We start from the raw sequence: 19,572 nt of genomic DNA, 5'->3' as shown, positions 1-19,572 counted from the left end.
AGTATGGGTCATCGGGACCAGAATTGACTAGATATCTGGTTAATCTTCCGAAAACCAATTTTTCGTTCGGAAAAAGCCGCAGGTCAGGCCGCTCACGTCCGGATACCGAGATAGAAACGAGACCGGTTGGTACGTGTCTAGCAAACCGGCGGCAAGCTACACCAGAATGGAGATGAACAGCTCCACCGAATGCAGGCCGTGCCAGATCTCGATCTCTTCACGGTAGGCCCGCGTGATCTCGGCCGATGCGGTCGCGTCGTCGACCTGGGCCCACACATCCTCGACGGGATCGTGGTAGTCGCCGTTGGGCACGAACCGGGCGTAGACCCCCTTGGGGACGCGCACCAGCACATCACCGACGTGGGCGGCCTCGGGTGCCGGATACTCGAAACCGACCAGGGCGTTGTAGGTCTCGGTGGGATCGGGCACATACACGGTGAACATCGGACCCCCGGCCGCCGCGCTGCCCGCCGCCCGATCGCGCAGCCGGTCCTTGAGGAACTCGATCAGCTCGCTGTTGCTCACCTTGAAACTCGGCCGCACCCGCGGCACCACGAGCCCGCCGTAGATCGCCTCGCTGCGGACGACGATGGAGTAGCTCATCGCGGATCGACCGCCAGGTAGAGATCGATCTTGTACGCGTGCGGATAACACTCGAAATCGCCGGTGAAGGTGCGTTTGATCTGCTTGTGTTCCTCGGCGTAGGCGATCTGGGTCCACAGGCCGGTCATGATCTGCGGGAACTCACCCATCGAAGAGAAGCGCGCGTAGGTGCCGCGCGGCAGCCGCGCCACCAGATGGCCGCGGGTGACCTGGTCGAACGACGAGCACTGATAGCCGACGATCTGGGTGTTGTAGGTGCCGAGCTCCGCGGAGTAATCGGTATAGGCGCTGGCCAGCGGACCGCCCAGATCGTGGTGCAGCACCGCGGCCCACGCCGCTTCCAGATCCTGGTCCCGCAGTTCCCGCAGCGCACGCTTGGGGCTGCGCACCGGAAGCCCGGCAACCCACGTCTCGTCCCGCTCGACGATTTCAAACTGCATGGAAAGACTCTTTCGAGATGAATCCACCGGGCATAGTCCGCATCCGGTCGGCCAGGACCGTCATGCTACCAATCGTGGTCGCCGGTGCCGGTCACAAGATCGTTTCACGCCGGTCCGCTTCAACTGGACAAACGCACAGGAAACCCCCTGGCGTGTGATCGAATTGGCTCGTGTGCCGGAGCATCGCCGAGCTCGACGAAACCCTGACGCACTGCCGGGCCTGCCCGCGCCTGGTGGCGTGGCGCGAACTGGTGGCCAGGGAGAAGCGGGCCGCGTTCCGGGACCAGACCTACTGGGGCCGCCCGGTGCCCGGATTCGGCCCCGCCGACGCGCGCATGCTGATCGTCGGTCTCGCGCCCGCCGCGCACGGCGCCAACCGGACCGGTCGCATGTTCACCGGCGACCGCAGCGGCGAGGTGCTCTACGCGGCCATGTACGGCGTCGGACTGGCCAATCAGCCCACCGCCGTCAGCCGCGACGACGGGCTACGGCTGCACGGCGTGCGGATCGCCTCACCGGTGCGTTGCGCTCCCCCGGCCAACAAGCCGACTCCCGAAGAACGCGACCGCTGCCGGCACTGGCTCGACACCGAGCTGCGGCTGCTGGCACCGACGTTGCGCTCGGTCATGGTGCTCGGCGCATTCGGCTGGCAGGCCCTGCTCCCGGTGCTCGCCGACGCCGGCTGGCGGATTCCGCGTCCGCGACCCAAGTTCGGCCACGGCGCCCACGTCGAACTCGCACCCATCGACCCCGCGCGCGAGCCGCTGCACCTGTTCGGCTGCTATCACGTCAGCCAGCAGAACACCTTCACCGGCAGGCTGACCCCCGCCATGATCGAAGACATGCTCGTGCGGGCCGCGACCGCCGCCGGGTTACCCGCGGGGCGGTAACGTCGACTTCTATCAGAACGAACCCGAAGACCGCGGAGACCCATGCCGGACGACCCCATCGCAGTCCTCGAGCGCTGGCACGATTCCGGGGCCATCTGGCGCGTCACCGCCCGCCGGCCCGATTCGGTCACCATCACCTTCTACCCCTGCACCGGCGACGAGGAACTCGACCACCTCACCTCCTCCGACCCGGACCTGCTGCGTTACCTCGCCGACCGCGACAGCAGCGAGGACTGATCTGCGGCGCGCCCGACCGCAGGTAACGGACTCATCCCAGTCGCGCGCCATCGTTGACCCGGTGCGACCACTCGGCCATGATCACCACTACCTCGGTGGTCCCAGGCTTGTGCAGACGAGATGGCCCGGGCGTCCTGACTCGCGCAGGCCGGCCGGCAGGGTTAGAGAGGTTCGGACAATTGATTCGCAGTAACCGTTTCCGCAGCTGGTCGGCTCGTTTCGGAGTACTTCTCGGCGCCGTGTCCGCAGGCATGCTGTTCGCGGCCCCCGCCCAGACCGAACCCCTGTTCCCCGGCGGACCGGACGTCCCAGGCGTCCCGGCGATCATCCCGACCTCCGCGCCCTGCGCTCCGGAAGCCCGCGCCTGTCTGCGGTTGAGCACCAACGAGGCCTGGCTGATCGACAATGGCCGCGTCGTCTTCGGCCCCACCCCCATCTCGCACGGCATGCCCGGCTACGAAACCCCGCCCGGCGTGTTCGACGTCGACTTCAAGCGCCCCTTCCACTGGAGCACCATGCATCACGCCCCGATGCGCTGGGCGGTGTTCTTCAACAACGACATCGCCTTCCACGTCGGCCCGGTCGAGCACACCTCGCACGGCTGCGTGCGGATGACCGAGGCGGGCGCCCACCGGTTCTTCGAATACCTGAACGTCGGCGACCGGGTCGACGTCGTCCGCTGACTCTTCCCACGACCGGTAAGAAAGCTCGTCGGTAACCCCCTCGTGTTCGGGCACAATGCTCCTCGCGGATCGAAGTGCACGTTCATGAGGGGGTTCATCGCGTATGAGCCAGCCGCTACGGATAGACCCGGCACGGGTCGACACGCTGATCCCGCAACTGAACGCATTGGCCCGGTCCGCGCGCGAGCAGTTCACCACCCTGAAAACCGGTCTGGCCGGGCACGGCAGGCCGTGGGGCAGCGACGAGGCCGGAAAGACCTTCGCCGAAGGCTACGAGCCGCGCGCCGAGAAGAGCCTCGAGGCGCTGGAGAACCTGGCCGCGCGGCTGGCCGAGGCGAGTCGTCAGATCAGGGACGCGACCAACCAGCTGTATGACACCGACCTGTCCGGCGCTCGCGAGATTCAGGCGGCCGATCCGGGATACCTCGACTGGAGCGGTTTTCCGCAGGGGCCTGGTGTCAGTGCACCTCAGGCATCGGGCTGGGGGCCGAACGTCCCGGGGGCTTCGGAGCTGCCGGGCATGTCGCCCGATGGCACAGCCGATGCCGGGGACGGTGGGGGCACCGATGTCAACAGGACGGCCGATTCGACCGCACCGAGCGATGTTTCCGCAGACCAGCCAGTGGATTACGCATCCGATGGGCCCGATTTCTCCCCGGGTGCCGCCGATCCGGCATCGAGTCCGCAGGTGTCTCCGGGATCTGGCGACTCCCCCTATCCGGGCCGCTCCGACAGGCAGGCCGACGGGCCGGGGTCGTCGATCAGGCCCGAGGCCACTCCCGGTGCGACGCCCTCGCAGCTCCGCGGTCCTCAGCAGAACGAAACACCCGCGCCGCCTTGGGCGCCGGCGCCGGCGCCGGGCAGCAGTTCCCCTGCCGGTCCCGCCGCACCCGCTGCCGGGACGAACGGCGCCGTCAAACCAACGGATTCCGGGGGACGGCCCGCGGGCGGCCGTACGGCCGAAACCCCGTGGACGCGTCCGCAGACCGGAACGCCGTGGGGTCCCGGCGCGCCCCGCTCGCGTCCACCGGGTGCCGGGCCGGTCATGCCCGGGCAGGCCATCCCGCCGCGCCGTCCGGGCCGCGAACCCGTTCCCGCGACGCCCACCCGGGGCAAGCCGGATAAGAAGCGCTCGCCGAAAAAGCGTCCGGAACAGCCGGTTTCCGGGCCGGCGACGACCACCGATGCCGCCGCGCTGGCCGCCGCCCAGGCCCTCGCCGCCCGCCACGACCTGCAGCTCACCGGATTCGACAATTCCGGTATCGCCGAGCACACCGTGCTCGAACTCGCCGCCGCCGTAGACGACACCCTCGCCAAATACCCGTTCCTGCGCCTCGGTGGGATCGAGATCACCGCACTCGCCGGTGGCGCGGTCGCCGCCGTGCACTGGGACAGAGCCGATGACGGTCCGTGGATCTCGATCGACCGCAAGCTCGCCGCGAATCCGGACAAGTTCGACGGTGCGGTCAAAGCCGCACTGCGCGCGGGCCGCATCCCGCAAGGGTCGGACCAGCGGCCGATCTACGCGACCATGGTGCATGCCATCGGCCGGGTCCTCGTCGCCGCGGCGGGACCGCGCGCACAGCAGCTGGCGCAGCGGTCGCTGATCACCGAATACCGGCGGATCAGCGGGCCGTGGGACGGCGTCACGCTGGCCGGTGTGGTCGCCGGTTATCGCGGCTGGCGGGCCGAGCTGGGCTCGAATGGGTTCCGGCGCAACCAGTTCCATCCGCAGACCGCGATGGAGACTGCCTTCACCGAGGTCGAGTTGCGTGGTGCCGACGCATCCGGCCCGGCGAAAGCGCTGCACCGGCTGGTCGTCGAGCTGGCCCGAGGTCGTCCGGGCTGATGGTGGATATTCCGTCGTGGTTTCCCGACTGGCTGGTCGAGCTGGTGCTCGGCCACATTCCCGAGGGAAACCCGGCCGACATGCGCGCCGCCGCCGATCTGTGGTGGGCATCCTCGGAATCGGCGACCGCACTCGCCCTCGACTTCGACGAGATCGGCCGGCTCGGCTCCGAGATCGGCATCTGGGGCGATTACGGCGACGAAGTGCGCAAATGGTACCGCCAATGCGCCGAAGACAGCCGGGAGCTGGGCCGGGACCACGCTGATCGCGCCAAGCAGTTGGAGGAGGGCGCGACTCAGATCGAGTTCCAGCAGTACGTGATCATCGGGATCGCCGCCATCCTGCTGGCGCAGATCATCTTCGACCTGACCCGGCCGCATCCGGCCACCGTGGTGGTGATGATGCAGCGGCGGCTCGCGGCCCGCGAAGCCATGGCGCTGTCGCTGCGCAACCTGGTGTCGATGCTGCGACTGCTGAACGCGCGATTCGCGGTCGCCTATCCGCGACTGTCGATGATCACCAAGGGCGCGGCGATCGGCGCGCTGGCCGGTGGCGGGTCGCATGCGGGCGCGATGGGCGTGCAGATGGCCCAGGGCAATCGGGAATCGATGCTGTGGAAGGAGGTCGGCATCGCGGCCGCGGCCGGCGGCGCCGGTGGGGTGGTCGGTGCCGGGCTGGGCAGCGTCATCGCCCCCGCGGTGTCGCGCATCGGCGCGAATTCGGCGTCGAAGGCCGCCCGGGTCGGTGGTCAGGTCCTCGGCATCGTGTCGGCGGGCGCGATCGGCGGTCTGGCCGGTGGCGCGGCCGGCGCCTGGGTGGCCTCGGAGTTGTCGGGGCGCGAACTTACCAACAAAGACCTGGCCTCGATGATGTGGACCGGTATGGGCTCCGGCATCGCGGGCTCCATCGGCGCCTCCATCCGTGCCGCACGGACCCCGCCGCCGGGTGCGTCGACCGCTACCGCACCCTCGCCCGACCGTCCGGCCCCTGGCCCGCCGCGGTTCAGCGAACCTCCGCCGCGGCTGCGGTCGTCGGTGACCGGATCCGATGGTCAGGCGCCCCGGCCGCGTGACCTGTCGCCGGTAGGCCAGATCCGTGAACTCGGGCGCGAACTCGCGGGGCGGATGCGAGCGGAGGACCTCCCTGCCGGGCCGCAGCGCGACCTCGTGGCCGAGTTCATCAACAGCCAGGACGGCGCTTCGCGCTCCTTCCGCGAGGTGAGTGTCGGTGAATTCCAGCAGCGGGCCGATGCGCATTACCGGCAGCAGCTCGCGGAGATGGGTATCGGGCCCGCGCCGCGAACCGGCGATGGGGCACCGGGACCCAACATCGCACCGGATTCGCCCGGTGCAGGTGGGCAGGGGCGGCCGGAATCGTCCGGCGGACAAGGCCGTTCCGCACCGGACTCGGGGGGTTCGGGTGGCCAGAGCTCCGGGCGTCCGGTTCCGGCGCCGCACGGTGGTTCCGGGTCGGGGCCTGGGCAGTCGGTCGGTGTGCGGGAAGCGGTGCCGCCGGTGCGCACTACGTCGACGGTGTCCGGGGGCGGGGACGCGGGTGGCCCGAACACCGGTGCGGGGAACGGTCCGACGGCGCAGGCCGGGGGCACCGGTGCCGAGTCGTCGCAGCCGGTTCGTGGTGCGGGTGGGCCGGACGCCACCGGGCGCGTTTCCGGACCGGCCGATGTCACCGCGCCACCGGCCTCACCCCTCTCCGGCGACCCAGGCCAGGTGCGCGCGGTACCGGACGCGGGAGGCGGCGAGAGCGGGCGGACCATTGCCGATGGTCCGGCGGCGCCGGAGCCGAGGCCGGCGCCGGACGTTGTCGCACCCGAGCCGAGTCCGGCACCCGACGTCGCCGCACCTGAGTCGAATTCGGCACCAGATGTGTCAGTAGCACAGGGTGATTCGGGTTCTCCGGACGCTGCCCGCACCAACGACAGCGCGCCCTCGCCGCCGCCGAACCCGGGCGACTCCACCTTCGTACCGGCCCACGAGACGAACAAGGGCCTGCGCAATTGCGCACCCGAAGTCGCGTCCTACATGAAGCAGACAACCGGATACGACGGTATCGACACCACGCTGATCGACAATCAACAGGCGGCCATGCAAGGCGTCGCGCTCGAGGTGTACGCCCAAGCCCACAACGGCCATTGGCAGAGCTTCGAATCACCGCAGGCTCTCGTCGATTTCGTCGCCAACAACAATGTGAAGGTCGCAGGCGGCCTGCAATTCAAAGACGGAGCCGGCGCGCACGCCGCGGCATTCAGCCGAAACAGCCTCGGCCGCGTGGAAATTCACGAACAGGTCGGCAATATCCGCCGCCGCACCTCCGGCGACCTGGTGGTCGAGTGGACGGTGGACGCGCACGGCAAGCAGCTCGGCCCCGATCGGGTCCGCATCGAGGACAACGCGGTCGAGAACTGGATCCGGGAAGTCACCCCGCACGTCGAGGAAACCGTCGGCGTCGTCTTCGAACAATCCGGCCCCGACGGCACGTGGCGCCCGAAACTCGAACTGGCACCGGGCGAGACGCCGCAAGCCCATCCGTCGATGGATCCGCTGGGCTACCGCTCGCCGGGTGGAGCGGACCTGCTCGAACGCGGGGCGCCGGCACCGGACGTCATCCCCGAGGCCGCGCCGGTGAATCGGGAACAATTCGAGGCGGCGTTCTTGCGCGATCTCGAGCGGCTGGGTGTGACGGTCGACGAACCGGATCCCGTCGCGATCAGCGACGACGGCGACGTGGGGCCAGCGGTTACTCCCGAACCACGGCCCACCGGTGACAGCGAGACCCTGGTGACCGCGGATGGCGAGGTGCAAGCGGACAGCACACCGGCCGGCCGCGACGCCGGCGAGACCGCAAGCAACTCGGCGCGGCCGGAGGTCATTGCCGAATCGCCTACTCCGAGCCCCCGCCCGACGACCGTCGAGCCCGACACCACCACCACACAGCAGGCGCCCGACGCCACCGTCACCCCACTCCGGGAAACAGCAGGCCCGACAGCTTCCAAGCCCCCGGCCGAAGCGACGAGTCCGGCGACAACCGCCAACAACAGTCGGCCCACGACGGCCGAGCCGGTCACCACAACCAACGAACAGGTACCCGGCACCACCCGGCTCGGGGAATCAGCCGGCCCGACAGCTTCCAAGCCACCGGCGGGAGAGACGGGTCCGGCGACAACCGGCGACACGAAGCCGGACCCGCGGCCACCTTCGGCGGATCCCGCACAGCAGATACCCGGCGGTACCTTCTCCCCTGCCCGCGATACCGCCGGCCTGACGGCGCCCGATCTCACGGAACCGACGCCCCGCGACGTCGGCGTCGCCTCGGCGCCCGAACCCACCGCGACGACATCCGGCGCTCCCGCACAGCCGGTTCCACCGAAACTCACCCCAGAAGCCATGTCCTCGGCCGCCATTGGTGCGGCTCCGGACGCCGTTCGACACGCGCCTGCCGACAACGTGTCCGGGGTCGTCCCGGAATCCATCCCGCCGGACGGCGCACGCGAGGCGACAGCCACCTCGGATCGGGCGTCCGCCCCGCCTCTTCCGGCGCCCCCGGTGGCATCTGCTGCGGCCGCCACGCCCTCCACCAGCCAACCCATGGGTCATACTCCGGTCGCGCCGCCGCCTCAACCGGCTCCCGGTGTGGAATCGCGCCCGCCCACTGCCTCCCACCCGACGACGCCGATCGCCGGCGCATCCACGCAAACCCCGGCGAATACATCGGCCCCCACCGCCGGCTGGACCTCGAGCAATCCGGATGACCTCCCGGAGGAGCCCGAAGAGTTCACTCCGGTCATGCCGAGCACCGTCGAGTTCCCGCTCGGCACCGACCTCACAACCCCGCGCCTTCCCGGCTTTCCGCTGGGTGACCCGCCCGACGAGTACACGATGCCGCCGCCGGCCATCTACACGAACCCGGCCATCCCCCTCCCTCCGGAGGAGGACACGCGCAACAGGACGCCCATCGTCCCCAGGGTGCCGTCCAGCGGCTCGCTCGATTCGTGGTCCAATCGCCCGCGTTTCACGCCGGATGACCAGGAAGAACACGACCCGACCAGCCCACTGACGCCGGAAGCACCGGTGGGGCCGGAAATCACCCCTCTTCCGCGCCTGTCGGCCGCGCAGTCGACCTCACTGGATGCCAGTCCGACATCGGTTCCTTTGTCGGCGGATCTGGGGCGGAAGTACCCCACCGACGCGGACGAGTCGGCTCCCGGCGCACCGGCGCGCCCCGGCGGTCGCCCCGGACTCAACCCGGACAGTCTCGAATACCTGGAGGACTTCGGCGTCCCGACGACCCAGGGCGGTGTCCCCAGCTCGGCGCTCGCCCCGCCCCCTCCGCCGCGGACCGAAACCCGCCGGCCTGTCCTCTCCACCCCCGGCACCCGCCACAACATCCGCGGCACCAACCCCTTTCCATTCACCTCGCCGTGGGAGGAGCCGTGGTGGGACGAGGTCGATCGCGTCGAATATGTAAGAGATCTGGCGGCGGCCATCGCCGAGCACAACGCGGAATTGGACGAGATCGCGGACAACCCCGATGAACCGACCGTCGACAACACCCTGCACCGCTTCGCCGAATCCGGCCAAGAGTATCGGCGGCTCGCCGAGCAGCAAATCCTGAAGCGCCCCAGGGGAAACCGGAACGCAGCGGCCGAAGAGCTGGACGACTTCATCACCGGTATGAAGTCACGGCACGACCGTGACGTCCTGACGAACAAAAACCTGTTCGAACGTATCGAAAATCTCTATGTCCAGCGTGACGACCTGGATATCCCTCCCCGCACAAAGGATTATCTCGAGCGTCTCTACCAAGATTTCCGCCACGCCGGCGCCCGCCTGCCCTTCGACAAACGCTCCGAATTGGCCTCCGTCGATGCGAAACTCGCCGTCCTCGTCGACGATTACCAGAACAACATCGTCCAAGCCATCGCCGACGCGGCCCGCAACGGTGTGGCGGGCCTGGACCCCCGGCAAGCTGCTCGAGCCGCCGACCAAGCGTCCGAGCTCATCGACTACATCATGCATCTGCCGACCCGGCCGAGCGCCGGCCAGCAATCCGCCTGGTCGTTCGCCCTGGAGGACGGGCCGAGGCAACTGCTCGACGAGGTCGCGAAGCGTCTCGCCGCAGGCGGCAGGTACAGCAACACCGCCATCCTCCCCAAGCTGTTCGAGCTGCTGACGACCCGAGCCGCCCTCGCAGGCGAATCCCACGACCCCAACCACACCCCCGCCTACGCCCCCCTCACCCCCGAACACCGCTTCGCCCTCCTGGCCCGCCTGCTCCTGCCCACCGACCACAAATCGCGCCAGGCACCCGCGCTTCCCCCCGGCGAAACACCAGCCGCAACCACCCCACCATCGCGCAGCCGACCCGCCCACCCCGCAACCTCACCCGTCCTGGACACCGCCCGCACCCCCGACAGCGACCTGAGCGCCCGCCCCCACACCCCCTTCTCGAAGGGCGTACCCGTCGAGGGCCCCATGGCCTTCCACACCCCACCCGGCGGCGACGAGGGCGCGGGACGGCACAACAGCGAATCCGCTGGTCCCGACAATGTCTCGGGAACCATCGTCGCTCGCAATATCGACGACGGCAGCAACGGCATCTCGCCCGAGGGCAAGCTCAGGGGCTTGGTCACCGACATTCGGGTGGAAATGACACCGGCCACCGCGGACGAAGCATCCGGCGCGGCGAGCCCCGCGCCAGCCGTCGAGTTGCAGGCGATCGAGTCCTCCCACCTGAGCCATCCGGCCATGTGGCGAGAACTCGGGAGGCCGCCGTCGATCGGTGTCGAGATCGGCGGTGACACCGTGCATCTCACGGTGCTGTATCGGCGTTTCGACTCCGGGGCGGTGGAAGCGACGACAATCTACGCGCTACCGGCACAAGATCCCGCCTGGCTCGAAGCGCTTCGGGGCTCTGTCGACGCGGCGCTGAAGTCTCGCTTCCCGGGCTCCACCATCGACCTGAAGGAGTTCTACGAAGCGGACCCCACGAGAAATACCGAACGTCAACTCATTGCGCCTCCGGCCGAACAGGCAACGGTAGTCACCGTGTCATCGACTGCCGAACGGGCGGCCTCCGGTCTCGACGATGGACCTTCCGCTCCCCCAGCGGCGGTCGAGGTGCAACACGTCGTCCGTGCCGACGGCACCGCCCCCGGACAAATCGGGGAAGAAGGCGAACGCGTCGCCCCTGTCCCACCCACCCGCCGATGGGCGGCACAGACAGTGCGCGACAGTTTCAGCTGGTTCGACAGATTCGACGACGCACGAGTCGGCCTCGACGAGTACGTCGCCAATTCCCTACGCCACACCAACGGCGAGGTCCTGCTCACCATCACCGAACGCCACGAAGACGGTCAGCGCGTTCTCCGATTCACCGTCTCCGACGACAGCACCTACGTCCCCGAGCCCGGCGACCTCATGGACTTCGAAGCGACCCGCGGCCGCGGACTGGCCATGACCGCCATCCTGGCCGACGATACCGGCGTCACCGTCCACGACCGCGGTAAGCACATGTGGTTCGAATTCCACGCACCGCTCGAGAGCACCGAATCATCGCCTGCCATCGATACTCCCCGATCTGGAGCCAGCGCTACGACGGTCGTACCGACGGAGGCGCAGACGGAGGGCGTGAGCGAACCGGCCGAAGCGACAGGACCCGCCGCGCCCCCCACCCAGCCGAAGGTACCGACCTCGCCGGCGGACGTCCTCGACATTCCGCAGCGCCGAGCCGACAGCCGATCCCACCACCCCGGGGTGATGGATCCACCCGGCCGCTTCGACCCCGGGATGGTGACCGCATACAACCCGACCGGCAGCGGTGACGATCACGCCCCCGATTCGGAGCCGTCACCGACCGAGCCGAACGCCAACGACCCAGCGGTCGCCGCAATGCGCCAACTCCTCGGCCCCCTCGCGACGCGATTCGCGTTCGCCCCCGGCGCGCGCAGCTTCGACTTCCTCGACTACGGCATGCTGCGCACCGACATCGAGGCGTTCGCCGAGCAGTTCGCCGAGCTTCGTCCCACCTTCGACAGCATCGGCGGCGCCGACTGGCACCAGCAGGTCATGGACTTCCTGCGGGTGAAGGCCGAGGAAGCTCCGATCACCCGCTACGTCAACAGGTACGGCGCCGGCGACCACGCAGACCTCACCCGGCTTCTCGAAGGGATCTCCGGCGAAGTCGACAGTTCGGGCACCCTCGTCCTGCGGGTCGTGAGCTCCGACCGCACACCGAGCGGCGCCGAGATGTTCGACGATCTGTGGCAGGCCATCGGCCAGGACGTGCGCAGCATCCGAGCGGTGTGGAAAAACGACGACGGCCAGGATTCCAACCTCGTCTCGTTCAACGCGGGCATCGCTGCGGGCCTCACACCGGAAGATGCCGCACGAACCACCACCTGGACCGGAAAGATGGCGACCCGCCGCGGATTCACCGAGGTCGAGGTCCTGTCGTTGGCGGGACCGCACGCACAGCACGCGCACGCGGTCATCTCATTCACGCAACCCCAGGCCTCGACGCCCGGTGTCATCGACCCGTCGCATGTGCCTCAGGCCCCGTCGGATGTTCTGGACGCACCCAGGCATCGCACGGACAGCGGCACGAAGCACCCCGGCGTGATGGATCCACCCTCCTCCGGCCCCGGCCAGGTCACCGCCTTCAACCCCACGGGCGACCGCAGCAGTCACGCCCACAAGACCTCCGTCGACCCGGTGGTGGCGGGTCTGTTGGAGGTCTTGGATGAGCAGCGAATCCGCTCCGCACGCAATGGGATATCCCTCGAGTTCGCGCGCAGCGGCATCATTCCGAGTAGCACCGATGCGGCACATCGACGACTCACCGAGGTCCGTGAGCTGCTCGACGAGTTTCTGTACCACCTCAGGCGCCCTGCCGACGCCGACCCGCATCGTTTCCGGCTGCTGTCACATCTGTTCCACGCGGTCGAGGCGCGACACCCGGCCGCCGGGGCCGAACGTCAGGCGATCGAGCATCGCATCGACCAGCTACACGGAAACCTGCGGATCACATCCGGCTCGGCCCAGCCGGCGACGGCACTGTTCTATTCCAAGAAAGGCTCGACTGATTGGGCCGCCAGACTGCAATACGGGCGCGAGGTCTGGGATGAGATCGCGCCGCAGCTGACCGATGAAGAAATCGAAACGCTCCGGCCGTACACCGGCGACTCCTCGAGAAACGAATCCGTCCGAGCGCTGGAGAGTGCCCTGCGGGGAGAACGCGAATTCACCCCGGAAATGGCTCGGACGGTCGAAGTCCTCCAGCACGCACTCGCGCGTCGACCATCGCCGGAGCCGATGACGGTGAGTATCGGCCTCTCCTCCGCTGAGCTGGACATGTCCGAGAGCCCAACTGGCCGTATCCTCCATGTGCCCGAGTTCAAAGTGGCGATAATGGGCGTGCTCCCGCCGGTGCTGGGATCGGGAATCGAGGTCACGCTGACCCTTTCCCCTGATACCCCGATGTTCCCGCTGTTCGTCTTGCCCTCTGCTCCGGCGATCCTTCCGCATCTGTTGCTGACGAATGGACTGTGGATCCGGGTCGACAAAACGCAGGACCTCGGCGACCGACAGTGGAGACTGGAAGCGACGCAAGTACCGGGTCAAGGAACTCCGGTCAGCCGCGAGCCCACCGCCCTCTCACCGCCGACCGTGATAGTTCCGGCGCTGCCACCAGAACTGCGGCAGTCCGCGCCGGCCGAGGCTGATCCAGGAGCCTTACCCAGCCCCCGGACCGGGAACCCGTGGGCGGTGGTGGACGTGAACCCGGCTTCGGCGCCGACCACAATTTCACGAGCATTTCCGCATTCCCTCGATGCCTCCCATCAAGAGCTGCTCGATTGGGCCGCACATCTTTCCAGCGCAGAAAGACTGCAGCTCATCGGCGACCTGACAGCCGAGATATCAACGCAGATCGATTCATTCCAGCGTGGCGAGCAGCCGCCTGTCCTCCTGACGGTCGGCACGGCGCGTTTGCTGAATTCGGTGCTGTGGGAACAGATCCACCATTTCGAGGCGGCAACATATTCCGGGGAGATCAGCGACTACCCAACGCTTTTCCGGGTTGCACAGGATCTGACAGACCGCATCCCAGAAGCCGAGGCCTTGCATTCGGCAGCAAATGTACTGTTCAGCATCGCAGGGGCGCTTCCGCTCGGTCCATCGATGAAACCCGAGCGGCTTGCGACGCCGATCGCAGAGTTGAGTTTCCTCGATTCCATCCCGATGCATCTCGGGCGCACCGTCGAGTCCATGACGAAGGCCGCACGCTCCACGCCACGGCCGAGCCGATTTCCGCATCCGCCGAACACGTCACCTACGTCGGCGCACAGCAAATCACTCATCAAGGCTCTCGACCAGATCCACAGACTCGACCGACATTTCGATATGAGAACGTCCGAGGGAACCGACTGGACGATGTACCTCGACCAGTACCTCGTCTCCAAGTCGGCGAACGGCTTCGACCCGGACGTCGGCCGGGCCATCAGGGCCCTCGGATGGGTGCAGGACGGAGCCGAGGATGTGGTCGAAAGATCTGCACTGCCCGACCTCCTCACGCTGGCGACGTACTACCTGACCCGAACCTTGCAGCACGATGTCGCCTTCGACCTGTCGCGACGACTGGATCGCGCGTTCGCGGCAGCCGCGCATCGCGCCCCGCACCTGCCATCGTTGAACGACGCGGCGCAAACAATCCATAGGCTGTACAGAGATATCGCCGGCCTCTCCAACAAGCCGGAGAAGTTCACCTATCCACTGTCCATGCGGAACTTCGCCGACGCGTCTCTCATGCAGAACAAGCGGTTCCACGCAGCCCTCGAGCAAGTTGTCGCCGATCTCCAGCGCACGGTATCCGCCGCTGGCACCGAGCCGAGTCCTGCTCCGGCGCCGGTCGACACCGCATCTCCCGATGAACCCTCGACTCCGCCCGCACATTCCGCTAAAGCGGAGGGCCCGATGGCGGGCGTCAGCGATATCGGTGTGGGGGCCGAACGGGGTGGTCGCTCCAACAATGAGGACGCCTTCGACCTCCTGACTGTGAACCTGGAGGGCGAGGAACCAATTCACCTCGCCGTTGTCGCCGACGGTGCCGGCGGTTCCGCACGGGGCGGGCAGGCGGCGCTGGCCGCCGTGCGTGCGGCCATCGCCGCCATGTCGGAAGCGTCGACCCAGCTCGCCTCGACCGGAGAGTTCGACCCCATTCGCGTGGTGCGACGCGGAATGTCGGCCGCCCGCACCGCCGTGGGAAACCTGGCCGAAACTCCGGGCCAGGCGAATTCCCCTGACTCCACTATCGCGCTGACGGTGCTGCAAGGCGGCAACCTCGCCTTCGACTGGGCCGGGGACACCCGGGTGTACTGGTTGCCGATGGATGGCGGCCCGCCGGCCAAGCTCAGCGTCGACGACACGATCGTGCCGAAGCTGATCGCCGACGGCGTTCCCGAAGGCGAAGCGATCAAGCATTCATTCGCCGGGCAGACCAGCCGGTCACTGGGTAGACCGCTGCTCGAGGGCGCATTGTCTCACGCCAAGAAGATCACCTTGCAGGGCAAGGGCTACCTCTTCCTCGCCACTGACGGCGTCTGGCAGGGCGCGTACCAGCCGGAGGCACTCGCTGCCATCGTCCGGCAGGCGCACGAACAGTCACCTGGCGATCACATGGGCGTCGCCGCCGCCGTCAACGACCACGCCCACACCACCGGGGAAACAGACAACACGACCAACGTCGTCGTCTGGGTCGACGCCACCACGCCATCACCCGAACGGGCGCCCGCCGACCCTCGGCAGGGATTCATGCGCACCGACGCGGACTCTCCCCAGCGAGGCCTTGGCGGCGGCAAACAAAGCCCGGGCCCAACCGTGTCCTTCCACGACACCGTAGATCCCTTCGCGCGCGAACCTCGCACCCGCAAACGCCACCTGGAGGTCCCCGGCGCACTCGGACTCGACCCATCCGTACTGAACCACCATCACCCCGGAGGACGGGAATGGGGCGATCCAGCCCTCGACCACCACCCATCCGCCGCCGACCCACGCATCGCTTCCCAGGCGAATCCGCCTTCGACAGCCCCAGCGCAGGCCGAACCGACAGAGCCGGTGCAGGCCGAACCGACAGAGCCGGTGCAGCCTCAGGTCCCCGCACCCTCCGACCCGGCCCTTCGCAGTGTCATCGCAGGCATCCAGCGCGCTCTGACCTGGTTCGAAGAGGACAACGCTCTGATGTCCCCGCTGTCCGAGGAGAACAAGGCGCACCGCCGACAAGAGATGTACCTGTTGCGGGCGATGGCGGCGAACGCGGCGGCGGGCGGAATCGTCGCAGAACTTCTGAGTCCGCATTCGCCGCCTGGCGGAAAGGCGTCGTCACACCCTGTCTTTCGCCTGATCCAGGCCGTGCATCACCGCGCACTTTCCGGTCTGGAACCCGACGTGGCGCGATGGCACACCGTCATGGACGGGCAACCGGCGCACACCGATGCCGATCTGCAAACGATGGCGCAGGACTATCTTCAGGCAATCCTCGACAATGCTTCGGATTTGGCGCCGTTCCTGCTGCGCGGCACTCAGATCAACGATCCGGCTCGAGGACGATTGTTGTTGCCGGTGGAGATCCTCGCGGCCAGCGCTACCGGGCTGCCGTTGCGGGTGTTATCGATCGGCGCTTGCGGAATGCTGGATGCGCGAGCTCACCTGTATCGATACAGCTTCGCGGGTACCGAATACGGTAACCCCGACGCCGCGACCGTCATCGATGACCGCTGGTCGGCCCAGCCCGATCAGGTAGACCGGATTCGCGACCTGCTCAACGTACGGCCGCAAGTGATCGAAGTCGCCGGCGCCGACCTCGATCCATTACAGGCCGACAATGTCGAGGATCAGCGCCGCCTCGCCGCGGGCTTTGTCGGCACAGACAACGATGCCGTGCGCCGAATCCAGACCTCGTTCATCGACGCTCAGCGCGCCGGCGATATGCCGATCGACCAGGAAAGCGCTCTCACCTGGCTGCCCCGCCGGCTCGCCCAGGACAGAACCGGCAGCGCCACCATCGTCTGGGATTCGATGCTGCGCAGGTATCTGACGCCCGAGCAGAACGCCGAACTCGACACGGACATCGCGCAGGCGGGTGCCGCCGCCACAGCACAGGATCCGCTGATCTACGCAAAATACGAAATCATCGACGGTGCAGAGGCATTGACCGTCCGGATGTACACCGGATCGGACACCCGCGAGTTCGTGCTGCCCACCCAGCTGCCGAATCGTTCGCCGGGCATCGACATCGGCGACTTCTTCACCGCCGCGGGCCTGTTGCCGGCCGAGGATGACGGCTGGGTCGACATAGGCGGTGAGGAGCCCCTCGAGCTCGACCTGCCGCCGATTTCCGATCGCTCATGGGAACTTCCGGGGTCAGACGGTCCGGTCGGACCTCCACGCGACCCGGCCGCCGCACTGCCCGCCGTCTCACGGCGTCAACTTCGTCCAGGCGAGCTCGACCGATACGCAACGTCTGTCGAGGCACTCCCTGACCTGCCCGAAGACCATGTCCGCGTTGTCCACATCACCAGGAACCCCGGGGCTATCCCGGGCATCATCGACAACGGCTTCCGCTATGTGGACCAGGGAGCGCTCCAAGGCACAGCGCGGTTGTTCGGTCCCGGCCAGCCGATTCGCTTCGACGCGCACGGTGACCCGCGTTTCACCGGGCCGGGCTCGACAGCGATCGTGCTGGATGTTCCCGTCGGCGAAATCCGGTTACACACAGATGTTTCGAGAGCGCCGGGTTACGTTCCCGCCGATCACCTGGTCGGTGTCATCGACGCCGGCGTGCTGGACAGCCAGACCGGACTGCCACCCGCCAGTGGCGTACATCCAGAGCCGACCCGCCATGCGCTGGACCAACGCGCACCGGAAGTTCCACGTTCGCCGGCAGAGGTCCTCGATGTCCCCCAGCGACGAGCCGATGCGCGACAGCACCACCCCGGCGTCATGGATCCCCCGGGAGGTTTCGATCCCGGCCGTGTCACCGCGTACAACCCCGACGGGGACGATCATGACCACGCGCTCGAACCGGAGCCGAAGCCTCTCCCTGCCCCGCCGGCCGCTGAGCCAGAGGCGAGCACGACCCCGCAGCCGCAGCTATCGGCAGAGCCGGCGTCCGGACCGCAGGAGCCCGCGCCGCCGGTAAACGCGCCAGATGCTGGTGAGTCCTCAACTCCGGCATCAACTTCCAGCGCCGAGCCGCCTGCGGCCGACACACGGCCCACCTCGCTGCCGGAGCTGATTCGCGCCGACCGAAATGTCGGTATTCGCCTCGGCTCCGAGATGCTCAATACCACCGGCGCCGCGGTGGCGGGAGCGACACTGAACCTCTGGTTGATGGAGGAGGCGGGGCCCGGCGTGGCGGGTGCGGTCACCGCAATCACCGGCATCCCGAGATTTGTGCTGTCACCGATCTCGGGGTACCTGGGCGATCGCTACCCGAAAAAGATCATGTGGTTCAGTGCGCTCGGTGGAGCCGGCACGGCAGCCGCCGCAACGATCGCTCTTGCCAGCGGCACGCCCTACACCGTTCCCATACTCATCGGATCAACGTTCCTAGAAGTAGGATTTTCCAACCTCTATGCCAGCAGTTCGGCCAAGGTTCTCAACGTCATGGCCGACAATGCGCAAGACGGGCTGACTCGCTTCTACACGCTCAGCGCGCACGGGCCTTCGGTACTCTCACGACTGCTCGCGCCGACGGTGGTAGCCGTCGGCCCGTGGTTGGCGCCCCTTTTCAATCTCGGGACGAACATCGTCAATGCGGCGACGATGTCAGGGATCCCAGATATCCCGACCGGAACGGACGAGAAGCACTCCGGCAGCACGGGCCAGAAAGACTCCTTCGTCAGCAATCTGCGTGGCTCGATGACCGATGCCTTTCACACGATTTACGATCACTCATTGATGCGAAGCATCAATAATGCACACGGCCTCTATTACCTACTTTTCGGTGCGCAGGGTATCCAATTCACATCGACAATTGTCAACTCCGGCTTGTCACCCGAAATGCAGGGACTCGTCGGTGTCCTTGTCCCCACCGGAACGATTGCCGGTTCATTCATACCAACACAGTGGCTCAATAGAGCTCGAATAAAATCGCTGATCGTCGCCAGAACAACCGCTATGGCGGGGACAGCCGGTGTGGTGGCGAGTACCTCCGACCCGTGGATCGCTTCGGCAGCGTTCAGCATTGGCTGGGCAGTCAGCGGCGCCACCGGGCAACGCGTCAACACCTACACACGACGGAAGACACCGGATCGGGTATTCGGAACGGCCCAAGCCGTCCGCACCATGACGATGAGTGCGGCAACCGGGCTAGGCGCCTTTGCCGGGGGGAAGGCCCTCGAACTCATGGGACAGGGACCGGCGGCGACAACCATCGCGGCTGGAACGGGCGCGATCGCGGCCTGGTCGATCCTGAAGCGACGGTTCGGAAGCGATAAAGCGCGCACGGTCCTCGACTGCTTCGACCAAGTCTCCGAGGTCACCAAAGCAATCGGCCTCCTGCACGGTACGGCACCCAAACGAGGCCACAAAAACCCGAAACACCTCGCCGAAATCTTCGCCACCCAATTCATCGAACTTCCCCTCGACACCGGCCCCGAAGCTGCCGTCGCAGCCCAACTCGAATACCTCGCCGACCCCGAAAACCGCGCCCACCTCGCCAACCCCAACAACCCCACCAACCCCGACAGCCCCCTGGACAGCATCGTATTCCTCGTCGACTACGGCAAATGGAGGCGAATGCACCTCGCCTTCGCCACCAACATCGGCAACAAAGCCGTCCTCGTCTTCGACACCAAC

At 67.3% G+C, this 19,572-nt stretch carries 8 protein-coding genes (1 of these 8 cut by a window edge); 5 read left to right on the top strand and 3 right to left on the bottom strand.

The genetic code is table 11. The features are described from left to right. Positions 1-156: 156 nt before the first annotated feature. Together FEK34_RS22560 and FEK34_RS22555 are read right to left on the bottom strand one after the other, a co-directional pair. On the bottom strand, positions 157-603 hold the full coding sequence (locus FEK34_RS22560; protein WP_138450747.1) for a GyrI-like domain-containing protein: 447 nt from the start codon (positions 601-603) through the stop codon (positions 157-159). Next, complete coding sequence (locus FEK34_RS22555; protein ID WP_036539971.1) at positions 600-1,043, bottom strand: GyrI-like domain-containing protein; 444 nt, start codon at positions 1,041-1,043, stop codon at positions 600-602. The genes FEK34_RS22560 and FEK34_RS22555 overlap by 4 nt, the downstream gene beginning before the upstream one ends. A gap of 170 nt (positions 1,044-1,213) precedes the next feature. On the opposite strand from FEK34_RS22555, the gene FEK34_RS22550 reads away from it, so the two are divergent. The 4 genes from FEK34_RS22550 (at position 1,214) to FEK34_RS22535 (ending at position 4,702) form a co-directional block, all read left to right on the top strand. After that, positions 1,214-1,933: a uracil-DNA glycosylase gene (locus FEK34_RS22550; RefSeq protein WP_138450745.1), complete on the top strand. Its 720-nt coding sequence runs from the start codon at positions 1,214-1,216 to the stop codon at positions 1,931-1,933. 42 nt (positions 1,934-1,975) lie between these two features. Beyond that, positions 1,976-2,170, top strand: coding sequence for a hypothetical protein (locus tag FEK34_RS22545; RefSeq protein WP_138450743.1), 195 nt, complete (start codon positions 1,976-1,978; stop codon positions 2,168-2,170). Between the two features lie 179 nt (positions 2,171-2,349). Next, positions 2,350-2,853 carry a L,D-transpeptidase gene (locus FEK34_RS22540; RefSeq protein ID WP_138450741.1) on the top strand — a complete coding sequence of 168 codons (504 nt, stop codon included), beginning with the start codon at positions 2,350-2,352 and terminating at the stop codon, positions 2,851-2,853. Between the two features lie 103 nt (positions 2,854-2,956). Further along, positions 2,957-4,702 (top strand): hypothetical protein, encoded by a 1,746-nt coding sequence (locus tag FEK34_RS22535; RefSeq protein WP_138450739.1) that lies wholly within the window; start codon positions 2,957-2,959, stop codon positions 4,700-4,702. A 496-nt stretch (positions 4,703-5,198) separates the two neighbouring features. Here FEK34_RS22535 and FEK34_RS22530 read toward each other — a convergent pair whose 3' ends face one another. Beyond that, positions 5,199-5,411: a hypothetical protein gene (locus tag FEK34_RS22530; RefSeq protein ID WP_138450737.1), complete on the bottom strand. Its 213-nt coding sequence runs from the start codon at positions 5,409-5,411 to the stop codon at positions 5,199-5,201. A 1,330-nt stretch (positions 5,412-6,741) separates the two neighbouring features. On the opposite strand from FEK34_RS22530, the gene FEK34_RS22525 reads away from it, so the two are divergent. Continuing rightward, positions 6,742-19,572, top strand: partial view of an MFS transporter gene (locus tag FEK34_RS22525; protein WP_138450736.1) — the 5' end (the start) only. 18,606 nt of this gene lie beyond the right edge of the window; 12,831 of the gene's 31,437 nt are visible here — the first part of the coding sequence; its start codon is at positions 6,742-6,744; the stop codon falls past the right edge of the window.

The organism is Nocardia cyriacigeorgica (assembly GCF_005863245.1).
Lineage (GTDB): Bacteria > Actinomycetota > Actinomycetes > Mycobacteriales > Mycobacteriaceae > Nocardia > Nocardia cyriacigeorgica_C.
Note: the sequence above shows the minus strand (reverse complement) of the source record. Positions and strands in the feature narration are given on the sequence as shown.